The sequence below is a fragment of the Spirosoma migulaei genome, assembly GCF_054776855.1.
The window spans coordinates 152,073-167,627 of sequence record NZ_BAAHBG010000037.1; the positions used below are offsets into that span (position 1 = coordinate 152,073).

Sequence of the window (15,555 nt, forward strand, 5' to 3'; positions counted from 1 at the left end):
GACTATTAGGTAAATGATTGATAGTCAAATTTTTAAGTTTTTCTTGGAAAAGAAAGTTTGCCTATCAAACTTTGCCCATCAATTAACAATAGTACTTGCATTTTCTCAGATTTTGATACGCTCTGAACACGCTCCAAATGCCCAGCCAGATTCTGGAATGCGGGTCGCTCACGGTCAACCTCAATGAATTCCAACGAATAACCCAATCATGTCCAGAAATGGATAACCAATAATTAATTCCCTCACTCTTATGACAAATCATTTACGAGAAGCCTCTCATGCGGGTATTCTATTGCTCTTGTTGCTTGTTGGGTTTCAGCCCGGCTGGTCGCAATCGGTTGTACTGGCCAGCAATGTTCAGCAAAAGCGAACAGCCTCCGATCAGGTAGCCAGTCGGCAGCTCAAGGATGTACTCAATGACCTGAAAAGTCAGTACGGGGTAAACATTATGTTCGAGTTACGAACAGTAGATGGACTTTCGGTAACTCCGGAAAGTGTTAACACCAAATCGACCCTCGACAAAAATCTGGAGACTCTGTTACGCCCGCTGGGTTTACGCTACAAAAAAGTAAACAGTAATTCGTACCTGATCCTGAGCGACCGAAAAGCGAAGAAAATTGCGTTTAAGGATGGCCAGATTTCGGGGCCAACGCTCAATCAGGAAGCCGATGCCCAAAACGAATCGACGGAAAAGATACCAGCCGTAGCGCTTCTGGCGGTCACGAAAACAGCAACGCAGGCAGTAGCAGACCCGATTACGGGTACTGTAAAGAGTCAAACCGGCGAAACTCTACCCGGTATTAACGTGGTCATCAAGAACACAACCAAAGGCACCAGCACCGATGCCAATGGTAAGTTTACAATTGACGCACCCGCTAACGCCATCCTGGTTTTTTCGGGCATTGGGTTCGCCACTCAGGAAGTGCCAGTTGGTAGCCGGAGCCGGATTGATGTAGCCTTGGCGTCTGATAATAAGCAGCTTGACGAAGTGGTTGTGGTGGGCTATGGCACTCAGAAACGAAATAGCCTTACCAACTCCGTGTCGCAAATTGGCGCAGAAGAAGTGGCCCGCCGACCAGTGTCCAATATTTCGCAGGCCTTACAGGGGCAGCTGCCGGGGGTTACCGTATTAGATCAGGGTGGCTCGCCGGGTCGGTCCAATACCGCCATTCGGGTTCGGGGTATTACAACGTTTAACATCAATGGGATTGGCAACACGGCTGGTACCAACAATGGCTCCGGCGGCTACGATATGACTAAGAATGATGCGCTGGTGATTGTCGATGGTATCGAACAGCGGTTAGCCGATATTAATCCGGACGACATCGAGACGATTTCTATCCTGAAAGATGCGTCGTCAACGGCCATTTATGGATCAAGAGCGACCAATGGCGTTGTGCTGGTAACTACCAAACGGGCCAAGGGCAGCAAAGTAGTTGTCGATTATAACGGGTACTATGCCAGTCAGCAATCGATTAATACCCCCCATATGATGGGCATCGAAGACTACATGCGGATGCAGGTTGTGGCCTATACCAACGCAGGTTCGACATTGCCAGCCCGTTTCACCGAGCAGTCGATCCAGGCATACGTTACCGCCACCGACCGGGAGAAATACCCGCTGCCAAACACCTGGTTTCAAACCGTGCTTCAGGCAGCTCCCCAGCAAAATCATACCTTGTCTGTAGCGGGTGGCAGCGAAGCGATACGGACCCGGTTGAGCCTGCGCTATCAGGATCAGGGGGGTATTATTACGCATTACGCCAGTAAGATTGGGGAAATTCGGCTGAACTCCGACTATACAATTTCTCCCAAACTGCGGGTCAGTGCCGATGTCGATTACCGCTACAACTATTCGCAGGCACCTACCATCGATCCTATTAATTTCCTGCTGCACGGCTCGCTCTGGGCGGTTCCGAAATATGCCGATGGTACCTATGGCCTAAGCACACAGGGAAACAACCCGTTGATGTACGCCGAAATCGGGGGAGATTCGAAACGATTCGCCGATTATCTGGTCGGTTCGGTCAAGGGTGAATGGGATATTGCCGAAGGACTGACATTCTCTACGCAACTGGCTGGTAGAGGCTATTTTACGCAGGAAAAAAACTACGCCAATTCGTATGTCAACGTCGATAAGAATACGAATATCACCAAAACAGTAGCGAACAATACGCTGACTGAGGTGCGGAATTCATTGCGGGAATATACCCTTATCAGCTTGCTTACCTATCAGAAGAGCCTGAACAGTCACAATTTCAAGGGCCTGTTAGGCTATTCGCAGATTGGTAATACCCAAACGTTTTTGAGTGCCTATCGCGAGCGGTTTTATAATAACGACATCCAGTCGATCAGCCAGGGGGCTAATGATGGTACCAAGAGCAATTCAGGCAGCGATGCGGTGTATGGCTTACGGTCTTATTTTGCGCGGGTAAACTACGATTACGACGGCAAGTATCTGGTGGAGGTAAATGGCCGCTATGACGGTTCCTCCAAGTTCACCGGCCAGAAACAGTATAGCTTCTTCCCGTCGTTCTCGGCTGGCTGGCGCATCTCGAAAGAAAACTTCTGGCAGGGATTACAAAAAACGGTGAACGATCTGAAAGTGCGGGGTTCGTGGGGGATAACCGGCAACCAGTCCGTAAACCTGTACAGTTATTATGCCTCACTGGCAGCGAGTGGGTACGACTTCAACGGTGCTGCGGTGCAGGGTTATCGCCAAACAACGCTGGCCAATACTGATCTGGGGTGGGAGTCAACAACCCAATTGGATCTGGGGCTGGATGCTTCCTTTTTTCGCGGCCGGATGAACCTAACGGTTGATTACTACCGGAAACTGACCAATGATATTCTGCTGAATCTGGACATCCCGGCCACACTTGGTCTGATCGCTCCTCCACAAAATGCGGGTTCTGTCGAAAACAAAGGTTGGGAATTTAGTCTGAACTATCGGGGCGCTAAAAGTGCCTCCGGTTTTCAGTATAATTTGGGCGGTAACTTCAGCATAAACGAAAATAAGGTAGTGGATTTGAAAGGAACGGGTCCATACATTCTGGGTTCGGATATTGATCCTCGGTACATCATTGCGGTAGGGTTGCCCATCAATACCTTGTGGGGCTACAAGACAGATGGCTTATTCCAGACGCAGGAGCAGATTACCAACTACAAAGCAACCTATGCGGCCAACACCAAACCCGGCGATGTTAAGTATATCGATTCGAATGGCGACGGGAAAATCGACGCCAACGATATGACGAATATTGGCAATTCATTCCCCAAATTCACCTTCGGTCTGACCTCGAACTTCTCGTACCGGAACTTCGAACTGAACCTATTGTTCCAGGGAGCGGCCAAAGTAGATACTCGTTTGGCAGGTGCCTTAGCCGAGATGGGAAACCAGGAAGGATTTACCCATTCGATCTATACCAATAACTACTGGACGCCGGAGCATCCGGATGCTCGTTTCCCGCGCCCCTTAAAGTTTGATCTGCGGAACGTGGCCACGTCGGACCGGCTCATTATTGATGGTTCGTATGTCCGCCTGAAGAACATCCAACTGGCTTACTCACTCCCAGTGGCACTGGCCAATAAAATACGGCTGAACCGGATTCGGGCCTATGTGTCGGCTACGAACATTTTTACCATTTCAAAACTGAACGAGTGGAATCTGGACCCAGAAGTTGGCTCGGGCCGGGCTGTGTATTATCCGCAAACATCGCTGTATACGCTTGGGCTAAACCTGAACTTCTAATCTCACCCTCTCCAACTGAACGATCATGAAATCAACTAGATATATCGCAGGGCTTGCCTTTCTGGCTGTGGCTACAGGCCTGACCCTCACCTCCTGCGACCGGGAGTTATTGGATACGGTACCTAACGACCGATTAGCCGAAAACCTTTTTTGGAAAACAGAAAATGACGCCCGGTTAGCCGCTAATTCGCTCTACACTGATCTGGATAGCACCAACATCATCACCTGGGATGCCATGACAGACATTGCTCATACCAACCAGCCGTTTGATGTGCAGGCGTATGTTGAACTGGGTCAGTATGATGCTACCAGTTCGAAGATTTATGGCGAATGGGCCAAGGCCTACAAGGGTATTCGGGCCTGCAATTACTTTTTGCAGAATGTCGATAAGGTTACGTCGACCAATACCACGCTGATCAATCAGTTTAAAGGCGAAGCGCGGGCCCTTCGGGCGTATCAGTACATTAAACTGGCGAGTCTCTTTGGCGATGTGCCGCTGGTAACCACCGCTATTTCGCTGGATGAAAGCCGGGCTTTATCTCGCACACCAATTGCGCAGGTCTGGGATTTTGTCGATAAAGAACTCACGGATGCTTCTGCGCTCTTACCAACCACCTATGCCGCTGCCGACAAAGGCCGCGTTACCAAAGGCGCTGTTCTAGGTTTACGGGCACGGGCCAATTTGCTGGCCGGTCGCTATCAGCAAGCCGCCGAAGCTGCCGATCAGGTCATGAAACTGGGTATTTACGGACTGAACGACAGTTACGAAAAGCTATTTTCCTACGCGGCCGAAAACAACAAGGAAGTACTGCTGGATCGGCAGTTTATTAAAGACACCTACCCAGTTAATGTCTTTAATTACCTCGGACCTTACAGCCAGAAAAGTGCGAACAGTACGATTGTGCCCACGAAGGCGCTGGTGGATATGTACGAAACAACGGCAGGTAAACTCATTACGGATACTGGCAGTGGCTATGATCCGGCTACTCCCTATGCCAATCGTGACCCCCGGCTTAAGTTTTCTGTTTTCCTGACAGGCGATGTTTTACCAAGTGGCATCATCTTCCGGCCTGAGCCAACCAGTGGTACGGCTGATGCCGTTGGGAATACGTACATTGCTTCCACGACAGGCTTCAACATCAAGAAATACATTAATGCTGATGACTACGCCAACCCAGCTAACAATGGGATCAATATCATCTTACTGCGTTATGCCGAAATTCTGCTGACCTATGCCGAAGCGAAGATCGAACTGAATCAACTGGATGCCAGTGTTCTAACGGCCATAAACACGGTTCGGAATGGACGAACGGATGTGAAGCAGCCGTCCATTAGCAGCACAGCTACCCAGGCGGAATTACGGGCCATCGTTCGGCGGGAGCGGACTGTTGAGTTAGCCTTTGAAGGGCAGCATCTGTTCGATATTCGTCGGTGGAAAACAGCGGAAACCGTTGTGCCGGGCCCTATTTATGGGATTACTTATAAAGACGTTACAGGCGCTTTAGCCACGGTTCAGGTTGTTGGTATTAATCGGACCTTCGATAAAAGCCGTCATTACCTCTGGCCCATTCCGCAACGGGAACGCAACCTGACGCCAACGCTGTCGCAGAATCCGGGCTGGTAAGGGGTTGATGGTTGGGTATTTGTTCAATGGTTGAAACTTGTTTTTGTCATGCTGACGAAGGAAGCATCTTAAGGCTTCACACTATTTTTATAAGGGAAGTTTAAGGTGCTTCCTTCGTCAGCATGACAAAGTCTACGCATAATTACCACTTACCGTAATGAAGTCAGGTTTCCTCTTACTCAGCGTATCATTTCTGCTACTGGCGGGCAGTTTATTGATCGGTTTTACGCCCCATCAGGCAGCTCCAGCCAACCGGAGTGCCGTATCACCCAACATCATCTACATTTATGCCGATGATATGGGGTATGCAGAATTGGGTTGTTATGGCCAGCAGAAAATTCGGACACCTAATCTGGATCAGCTTGCGCGTGAGGGTATTCGGTTTACGCAGCACTACACGAGTATGCCGGTTTGCGCGCCCGCCCGCTGTATGCTCCTGACGGGTAAGCACAGTGGCCATTCCTACATTCGGGGAAACTACGAAATGGGTGGTTTTGCCGATTCGCTGGAAGGAGGGCAGATGCCGCTGTATCCTGGCGCGTTTACCCTTGGGCGGATGCTCCAGCAATCGGGCTACAAAACGGCCTGCATTGGTAAATGGGGCATGGGTATGGCCAATACCACCGGAAATCCGAACGAGCAGGGTTTCGATTATTTCTACGGTTACCTGGATCAGAAACAGGCCCATAACTTCTACCCGACGCATCTCTGGGAAAACGGCAAGCCCGACCGCCTGAACAATCCAGTCATCGACGTACATCGCAAGCTCACCCCCGAAACGGCCACACCAGAAGCCTTTGCTTATTATCGGGGTAACGATTATGCGATTGATAAGATGGCGCAGAAAGCCCAGGCTTTTGTTCGGCAAAACAAGAATGCTCCGTTTTTTCTATACCTACCGTTCACGGTACCGCACGTATCGTTGCAGGCACCCGAAGTAGCGGTGAAGGAATATATTGGCAAATTTGACGACAGACCCTATCTCGGTGGACAGGGATACGCGTCAACGCCTTATCCGCGTGCTACGTATGCGGGCATGATTACCTACATGGATAAACAGATCGGGCAGTTGATGCAGTTGCTGAAAGACTTGAAAATTGACGACAACACAATCGTTATGTTTTCGAGCGATAATGGAGCAACGTTCAATGGTGGGGTAGAGGCTGCTTACTTCAACAGTGTAGGTGGTTTGCGCGGCCTGAAAATGGACGTGTACGAAGGCGGTATTCGAGAGCCGATGCTCGCCCGCTGGCCGGGTAAAATAAAGGCAGGCCAAGTCACAGACCATGTATCGGTTCAATATGATCTGCTGGCTACGTTAGCGGAACTGGTTGGCTATAAACAACCATTTTCGACAGATGGTATTTCGTTTCTGCCAACCTTGCTGGGCCAGTCGACAACCCAAAAGCAACATACCTTTCTCTATTGGGAATATCCCGAAAAAGGTGGCCAGTTAGCTGTAAGGATGGGCAATTGGAAAGCGGTGAAAACCAATGTGCGAAAAAATCGGACGGGTCCCTGGGAGCTGTATGACTTGGGTGGAGATGTTAGTGAACGTACCAACCTGGCCGCCCAGCAACCCGATCTGATTCAACAAGTGAATGCCATCGTTGCCCGTGAACATAGGCCTACACATGTAAACGAATGGGAAATTGTTACACCAAAAACGGCTGTTGTGGGTACGAATTGATTATGGCCCCGCACCGGCGGACCAGCTGATTGTTATGATTGGTAAGATACAGATATGATTTTTGTCGTGATGTCAGTTTCTTAAAACTGACACAAAGGTTTCTCAAAACCTATCGTGTCAGGTTAGGATGGTCACTACACTCGGTTTTAAGAAACCTCGCTTGTCAGTTTTAAGAAACTGACATCACAGCATCACAGCATTACCACTCAACGAGCTTAATCTGACGGCTATGGTAAGGACAAAGACCCTTGAATACCCAACAATAAACAGAACAGTATCTTTTAAAATCGCTTTTATGACCTTTATTCCTAAACGTTTATCTCGTCTCGTATTGAGTGCCTTTACCTTAATTGGCGTCGGCCTGCTCATCTCAGCCTGGGTTGAGAAACCCGCGCCAGTGCCCCCGCCCAACGTCGTCCTGTTTTTTATGGATGACATGGGCTACGGCGATTTGTCTGTAACGGGTGCGCTAGATTATACAACGCCCAATCTGGATCGTATGGCGGCTGAGGGTACCCGCTTCACGAATTTTATGGCGGCTCAGGCCGTGTGTAGTGCCTCGCGGGCGGCTCTGCTCACGGGTTGCTACCCAAATCGACTGGGTATTTCGGGTGCACTAGGGCCTAATTCACCCGTTGGCCTGAATCCAAATGAAGAAACGCTGGCCGAATTGCTGAAAGAACGCGGTTATGCAACGGGCATGTTTGGTAAATGGCATTTGGGCGATAACAAGAAATTTCTGCCGATGCAGCAGGGCTTCGATGAATATTATGGCGTACCTTATTCGCACGATATGTGGCCGCTGCATCCGGCTCAGGCACAGGCGAAATATCCACCCCTGCGCTGGATTGATGGGAATGAACCTGGTCCGGAAATCAAAGATTTAGAGGATGCCTCTAAAATTACCGGCACCGTTACGGAGAAGGCTGTTTCGTTTATTCGGAACCATAAGAAGAAGCCCTTCTTCCTGTATGTGCCGCACCCACTACCACACGTACCGCTGGCGGCTTCGGCTAGGTTTAAAGGGAAAAGCGCACGGGGTATTTTCGGCGATGTACTAACGGAACTGGATTGGTCGGTCGGGCAGATTTTAGCTGAATTAAAGCAACAGGGGCTGGATAAAAATACCCTCGTTATTTTCACCAGCGACAATGGGCCTTGGCTCAATTATGGCGATCATGCTGGCTCATCGGGCGGATTTCGGGAAGGCAAGGGCACCTCGTTTGAAGGCGGGCAACGTGTGCCCTGCCTGGTTCGCTGGCCGGGTGTGGTGCCCGCCGGGCGAGTGAGTAACAAGTTGCTGTCGACCCTTGATATTTTACCAACGGTCGCTAAACTCTGCGGTGCCCGTTTGCCTAAACAACGCATTGACGGCGTCGACTGGGTGGCTTTGCTAAAGGGCGACAATTCAGTAACACCCCGCGATAAATTTTACTACTACTACCGAAAAAATAGCCTCGAAGCCGTGCGGCAGGGCGATTGGAAACTGGTCTTTGCCCACCCCGGCCGCACCTATGAAGGATTCCTGCCGGGCCAGAATGGAAAGCCTGGACCAAGTACAGAGACGCACGAGTTTCCGGTAGCTCTGTATGACCTGCGTCGTGATCCGGGTGAGCGGTACGATGTTCGGGAGCAACACCCGGAGATTGTTGCCAAACTGGAACAGATTGCCGAAGAAGCCCGCACCGATCTGGGTGATGACATCCAGAAACGTACCGGAGCTAATGTTCGTGAGGTGGGGCGGGTGAGTCAGTAATATACGGCCATCAATCCTTGGCCTGATGTTAATGTCTATCATCAGGCCAAGGATTGATGGCCATAACCTCCGTCTTTCTGCGATAACGGGTAGGTCAAAGGCCATTTGTGCTTAGGGTAAGCAAAGGATTTCGGCTTATCCATGAGATACTTCCTGCTTTTCTGGGCAATCGGCTGGGCTTTCTTCCCAGCCTTCTCCCAGGCCATTACATCAGACGTCTACTCCTATACTCAGTTACCAGTTATCAATTATACGGGTTACGAGGAGCGAACCCTACTTGAAGGGGCTACCCGGGATTTTTCCCACTTACTCGTTCAAGCGATGACCTTACAGGCCAATCAGCCTGGTCAACCCACCCAACAACTCGAAGAAGAGGCTGTCCTAATCATCAAAGCGGGCGAATTAACGCTGACGCTTGGCGGTAAACGCAAAACCCTGGGACCTGGTAGCGTGGTTGTGATCATGCCCGGCGACGACTATCTGATAGAAAATAAAGCAGCCCAGTCTCTCACTTATTACTTCATACGATATACGTCTAACGAAGTGCCTGATCTGGATATTTTTCAGCTAATGGGGCACTCATACTGGATCGACTGGCAGCAGGTAGCCTTTACTGATGATAAGCACGGGCGCGACCGACGGATGGTGCCCTGTTTCTCCGTGATGAGCAGCCGATTTGCCTTGCAGGTCACCACACTCAACCCTGGTTCAGAGCGTTATCCACCCCACACCCACCGGGCAGCTGAACTCTCACTCATTCTTGACCATCCGGTTCAGGTGGAGATTGATGGGAAAATGAAACGGGCGCAGGTGGGGGACCTCATTTTTGTGGAATCGGATATATCCCATAGCATTCAAAACAGTAGCCAGGAAGGCAGTACCTTCTTCTCGCTCCAATTTTAGACCTTAACTTCGGGCTATACGCTGATCATGGTTAAAAAGACATTCTTACTGGTAACCCTGCTTACCGTTCATCTGACCTCGGTTTTTTCGCAAAATCGAACCCCTGTGCTCAGACAGGATGTACCCCTAGATTCTATTCGCCTGAGCGACCCGTTTATTCTGGCGGATAAAAAAACAGCAACGTACTATATGACCGGTACAGGAGGCATGTTATGGAAAAGCAGCGATCTGAAAACATGGACTGGTCCTTTCTCCGTTGCCAGGACTGATCCTGAATCCTGGATGGGAAAGAACCCAATGATTTGGGCGGCAGAACTACACCCGTACAAGGATAAATACTACTATTTTGCCACCTTCACTAACCGGGAGGTGAAAATTGACACGGTCGGCGAGAACGTAATTGAGCGTCGGGCTTGTCATGTTTTAGTTAGTGATAAAGCCGAGGGGCCATATGTTCCCATGAAAGACCCTGTTTATCTGCCCGCTGACAAACCAACTTTAGATGGTACCCTGTGGGTAGATACGGATAATAAGCCTTATATGGTTTATTGCTACGAATGGCTGCAAAACCTGAATGGAACCATTGAAAAGATCGAATTGAAGCCCGATTTAAGCGGTTCGATAGGCGAGGGGAAACTGCTGTTTCGGGCCAGCGACAGTCCCTGGAGTCGTGAGCAATCGAATGGGAAGGTTGGCCCGAATAAAGTGACAGATGGACCGTATGTATTCCGTACCGGAAGCGGTAAGCTTGGTATGATCTGGACCAGTTGGATCTATGATGTTTATACTCAAGGCGTTGCTTACTCAAAAAGTGGCACGCTGGATGGTCCCTGGGTACAGGAGCCAGAGCCTATAACTCCACCTAATTTCGGCCATGGTATGTTGTTTCGTACCCTAACAGGCAAGTGGTTAATGTCCGTTCATAGCCATAAAAAAAGTAACGGCCGTACGATACGTGTTCCCCATTTAGTTGAGGTGGACTTCTCTGGCGATAAGTTGGTGGTAGGGAAGCCTTATATACCTTGAGGTAATTGGTAATGAATAATGAATAATGTACAATGGATAATGAATAACCTGTTGATGATTATTCATTATCCATTGTACATTATTCATTAAACCAATGGCTATCTCCAGCCGCCACCCAATGCCCGGTACGTATTAACCTGGGCATTCAGTTGCTGCACTTTAGTTTCAATAAGCTCCATTCTGGCTTCCAGTACATCCCGCTGTGTCAGTAACACTTCCATATAATCGGCTCTGGCGGAGGTGAATAACTTGAGCGATATGCTGGTCGACTGCGTCAGTGCCTGCACCTGGTTATTCTTCTGAACGTACTTCTGTCCCAGGTTATCCATGTTTGATAGTTGATTGGCTACCTCGATATAGGCATTCAGTACCGTTTTCTCGTAATTGTAAACGGCCTGTATTTGCTTTGAATTGGCCGTTCTATACGTTGCTGTGATAGCAGTCTTGTTCACCACCGGACCCGCTAAACCACCCAGGAGTGAAGCCACCAATGATTGTGGGGCGTTCAGCAAATAGAGTGGGTTGTAGGACATGAAACCCAGAAACGCTGTAATATTCAGCGATGGATAAAAGTTAGCTCTGGCTACGACTACGTCCAGTTTAGCTGCCTCCAGATTTAATTCAGCCTGTTTGATATCAGGCCGGTTCGCTAGTAACTGCGATGGAAGGCCCGCGTTAACCTTCGTAGGACTTAACTCACCAAAGCCCTGAGAATTCCGTTGAACGTGTTGCGGGAATCGACCCACCAGGAAATTAATCCGGTTTTCCGTCTCTACAATCCGTTGCTGAATTTCGTACTGAAGACTTTGCGTTTTGTATACTTCGGCCTCAAACCGGCGAACGGCCAGTTCGGTAACCTTAGCCGCTTCTTTTTCCTGCTTCGTAATCGATAGAGCGTTATTCAGGATCGTAATGTTATTCTGAATAATACTCAGCTGGTTGTCATACGCCATCAGCTCATAATAATTGTTGGCGATTTCGGCAACCAGATTGGTAACCTGGAAATTTTTCCCTTCAATAGAAGCCAGGTAATTGTAAATGGCCGCTTTTTTGGAGTTCCGCAGCTTCCGCCAGATATCTACCTCCCAACTAACCGTTGGGCCAACGAAGAAATTAGGTAATACAGAAGGCGTTGGTACCCCCGGACGTATCTCGGTGAATTCATCAGCAGCTCCCTGGCTGGTGTAACGCGACACTTTGTCGACGCCAGCTCCCCCGCCAAGCGTAACGAAGGGTCGGTAGGCTCCGCTTCTGGCTAAAACTTCGTTATTGGAAACCTGGATTTCCTGTAACGTAATATTTAACTCCTGGTTGTTATACAGCGCCGAATCAATCAGGGCTGTCAGGTTGGGGTCCGTAAAATACTGCCGCCAGCTTGTTTTTGCTGAGTTGGTAGAGTCCTGCGAGTTGTAAAAACTCGCAGGTACTGATTTATTCTCTGTTTTCTGAGTCAGACGCGGTACGCTACAGGCGGCATTGAACAGGACAATGAGCGTAATACCGGCCCAATTCGCAATTTGTTTATTAGTCATTGATTTCGCTTTCTTCAGGTTGTGGGAAAAGGTCAACAGAGTGAACAAGGTTTTCGGTCAACGAATCCTCTTCTTCATCTTTAATCATCTTCCGCCCATCGGCCAGACTGCCAAATATGTAATATAAGCCAGGGATGATGATGACCCCGAAAATGGTTCCGAACAACATACCTCCCATGGCAGACGCACCAATGGTACGGTTACCGATAGCACCTGCGCCCGATGCACTAATCAACGGGATCAGACCGGCCACAAAGGCAAAGGAGGTCATTAAGATCGGGCGGAAACGAACCCGGGCTCCTTCAATAGCTGCGTTCAGAATCGTTTCGCCCTGCTGGCGTTTCTGAACCGCAAACTCCACGATCAGTACGGCGTTTTTACCTAAAAGCCCCACCAGCATGATCAGACCAATCTGGGCATAGATGTTGTTTTCCAGCCCCATGAGCTTTAGCAACAGGAATGAACCGAATATCCCAACCGGTAAGGAGAACACCACCGCCAATGGAATAATAAAGCTTTCGTACTGGGCGGCCAATACCATGTATACGAAGGCCAGTACGATCAGGAACACATACAGCGATTCGTTCCCCCGGATCGACTCGTCATACGAAAGACCTTCAAATGCGATATCGTATCCTCTTGGCAAGGTCTTGGCAGAAACTTCCCGTATGGCCTGGATGGCGTCGGCCGTTGTATAGCCTTTAGCCGGAAGGCCCTGAATAGCCGCTGAATTGTACAAATTGAAGCGGGTGATTTCATTGGGTCCCTGTCCTTTTTTCAGTCTCATGAAGGCTGAGTAAGGTACCATTTCGCCCGCATCGTTTTTGACAAAAAGCTTTAGAAGATCAGTTGGAAGTCGTCTGAAACCAGGATCAGACTGCACGTACACTTTGAAGAACTGGTTATATTTAATAAACCCTTGTTCGTAGGTACTACCAATCATGATGTTCAGGTTGTCCATCGCTTTCCCGATAGACACACCTTTTTGCATGGCCAGATTATTGTCGATTTCCAGTTCGTACTGCGGATAATTGGCGGCAAAGAAGGTAAACAAGCCGGTTAGCTCTTTACGTTTGCCCAAATCCTCCATGAACTGCTTGTTGATTTTGTCGAACTCACGGTAGTCCGTATCGGTCGTTTTATCCAGCAAGCGCATCGAGAAACCGCCTGATGTACCAAAGCCAGGAATAGCGGGTGGTTCGAAGAATTCGACTACGGCTCCAAGACCTCTCGTTTTACCTTCCAGTTCTTCCATGATTTCCTTCACGTTCTTGTCGCGATCTCCCCAGGGTTTCAGGTTGATCAGACAGGTACCGGCGTTGGATCCCCGTCCTTCGGTCATGATCTCGTAACCAGCCAGCGACGATACGGATTCGATCCCCGGAACTTCTTCGCAAATTTTCTGAAGCCGTCGGGATACCTCGTTGGTTTTTTCGAGCGTAGAACCTGGTGGCGTCTGGATAATGGCATAAATCGTACTCTGGTCTTCGTTCGGAATAAAGCCAGCTGGCAGGATTTTATTCACGAGTACGATTCCCGCACAGAAACCTATTAAGATAGCGAACGTAACGAAACGGCGGCTGACGATTAATTTTAACAGACCTACGTACCAACCGGTCATTTTATCAAATCCCCGGTTGAAACTGTCGAGGGCCCGGGTTAGCGGATTTTTCTTGGGGGGATGTCCATGATGATTTCTTAGCAACATGGCGCACAAAACGGGGGTCAGCGTTAGGGCGATCAAAGCCGAAATCACAATAGAACTAGCCATAGTGATGGAGAACTGTCGGTAAAACGTACCAACCGGACCCGACATGAAAGAGATGGGCAGGAATACCGATACCATAACCAGGGTAATCGCGATAATGGCCCCACTGATCTCGCCAAGCACTTTTCGGACCGCACCAAAGGGTGTTATATGCGGTTCTTCTTCCATCTTGGCGTGCACGGCCTCCACCACCACAATGGCATCATCGACCACAATACCAATGGCCAGTACGAGCGCAAAGAGTGTAATTAAGTTGATGGAGAGCCCAAATGCCTGAATCACAAAAAACGCCCCGATCAGGGATACCGGAACCGCCAGAATCGGGATCAGGGTAGAGCGCCAGTCGCCCAGGAAGATAAATACAACCAGAGCAACCAGAATAAACGCATCTCGTAACGTATCAATTACCTGCTCGATAGAGGCATCCAGGAAGTTGGATACGTCATAGCTGATCTTATAATCGACCCCCGGAGGAAAGGAGGTTTTCATTACCTCCAGTTTCTTCTTCACTTCTTCAATGACGTCACTGGCATTACTACCATAGTTTTGCCGCAGTACAATAGCTGCCGACGCGTGACCATCCAGGTTGGAATAGATGTCAAAGAATTCACTTCCTAATTCAACCCGGGCTATATCGCGCAGGTGTATGCTCTCTCCTTCCGAATTAGCCCGTATAATGATCCCTTCGTACTCTTCCGGTTTATTATACCGGCCTTTGTACGTAAGCACGTATTCCAGCGACTGGGCAGCTATACCGGAACTTTGACCAATCCGGCCCGGCCGACCAATAATACTTTGCTCGCCAATGGCCTTCATCACTTCCTCGGTAGAAATGTTATAGGCCCGCATGCGCTCTGGATTTAACCAAACGCGCATAGCATAGCGTCGACTACCTAATATTTGTGCTCTGGCTACCCCTTTGGTCCGTTGGATCTCGGGGATCATTTTAACCGTAGCGTAGTTGAACAGGAATTTTTCGTCAATACTCTTTTCCTTAGAATAGAGGTTAACGTACATCAACATACTAGGCTGAACAGGCGAAATAATAACCCCTTCCCGCTGAACCAGTTCGGGCAGGAGCGGCATAACCTGGTCAACCCTGGTTTTCACCCTGATAACAGCGGTATTGGGATCCGTACCCGGTTCAAAAATAATGCGGAGGGTAGCTTCACCAGCACTGGTGGCGTCGGTGGCGATATAGCGCATATCCTGAACACCGTTGATGGCCTGTTCCAGGGTGATCAGTGTGGATTTTACCAGTACATCAGCACTGGATCCAGGATAGGCAATAAATATATTGACGGTTGTAGGCGCAATATCCGGGAATTGAGAAATGGGCAATTTCTCAATAGCCAGTATACCGATAAAGACGATCATGACCGATATCACAATAGCGAATACGGGTCTGCGTATGAATTTACTGAACATAACGTCTACTTTAAGGAATGTAAAATGAATAATGTAAAATGAATAATCGGGGCCGCCGTTCGGAATAATGATCTGAT

8 protein-coding genes are annotated in these 15,555 nt (G+C 49.1%); 6 read left to right on the forward strand and 2 right to left on the reverse strand.

Annotated features, from left to right (window positions below; all coding sequences use genetic code 11):
- The first annotated feature begins 250 nt into the window (after window positions 1-250).
- The 6 genes from ACYVGO_RS33545 to ACYVGO_RS33570 all read left to right on the forward strand — a co-directional run bounded on the left by ACYVGO_RS33545 (window position 251) and on the right by ACYVGO_RS33570 (window position 10,750).
- Entirely contained in the window at window positions 251-3,751 is a 3,501-nt protein-coding gene (locus ACYVGO_RS33545; RefSeq protein ID WP_460973091.1) for a SusC/RagA family TonB-linked outer membrane protein, read from the forward strand.
- A gap of 25 nt (window positions 3,752-3,776) precedes the next feature.
- Window positions 3,777-5,375, forward strand: a complete 1,599-nt coding sequence (locus ACYVGO_RS33550; protein WP_460973092.1) for a RagB/SusD family nutrient uptake outer membrane protein — start codon at window positions 3,777-3,779, stop codon at window positions 5,373-5,375.
- Window positions 5,376-5,532: 157 nt separating this feature from the next.
- On the forward strand, window positions 5,533-7,065 hold the full coding sequence (locus ACYVGO_RS33555; protein WP_460973093.1) for an arylsulfatase: 1,533 nt from the start codon (window positions 5,533-5,535) through the stop codon (window positions 7,063-7,065).
- Between the two features lie 295 nt (window positions 7,066-7,360).
- Complete coding sequence (locus tag ACYVGO_RS33560; protein ID WP_460973094.1) at window positions 7,361-8,821, forward strand: sulfatase family protein; 1,461 nt, start codon at window positions 7,361-7,363, stop codon at window positions 8,819-8,821.
- A 141-nt stretch (window positions 8,822-8,962) separates the two neighbouring features.
- Window positions 8,963-9,724, forward strand: coding sequence for a cupin domain-containing protein (locus ACYVGO_RS33565; RefSeq protein WP_460973095.1), 762 nt, complete (start codon window positions 8,963-8,965; stop codon window positions 9,722-9,724).
- A gap of 27 nt (window positions 9,725-9,751) precedes the next feature.
- Window positions 9,752-10,750 carry a glycoside hydrolase family 43 protein gene (locus ACYVGO_RS33570; protein WP_142770897.1) on the forward strand — a complete coding sequence of 333 codons (999 nt, stop codon included), beginning with the start codon at window positions 9,752-9,754 and terminating at the stop codon, window positions 10,748-10,750.
- Window positions 10,751-10,848: 98 nt separating this feature from the next.
- On the opposite strand, the gene ACYVGO_RS33575 is transcribed toward ACYVGO_RS33570, so the two are convergent.
- Together ACYVGO_RS33575 and ACYVGO_RS33580 are read right to left on the reverse strand one after the other, a co-directional pair.
- On the reverse strand, window positions 10,849-12,282 hold the full coding sequence (locus tag ACYVGO_RS33575; protein WP_460973096.1) for a TolC family protein: 1,434 nt from the start codon (window positions 12,280-12,282) through the stop codon (window positions 10,849-10,851).
- A complete protein-coding gene (locus ACYVGO_RS33580; RefSeq protein WP_142770899.1) occupies window positions 12,275-15,478 on the reverse strand; it encodes an efflux RND transporter permease subunit in 3,204 nt (1,067 codons plus the stop codon). Before ACYVGO_RS33580 ends, ACYVGO_RS33575 begins: the two co-directional genes overlap by 8 nt.
- Window positions 15,479-15,555: the final 77 nt, after the last annotated feature.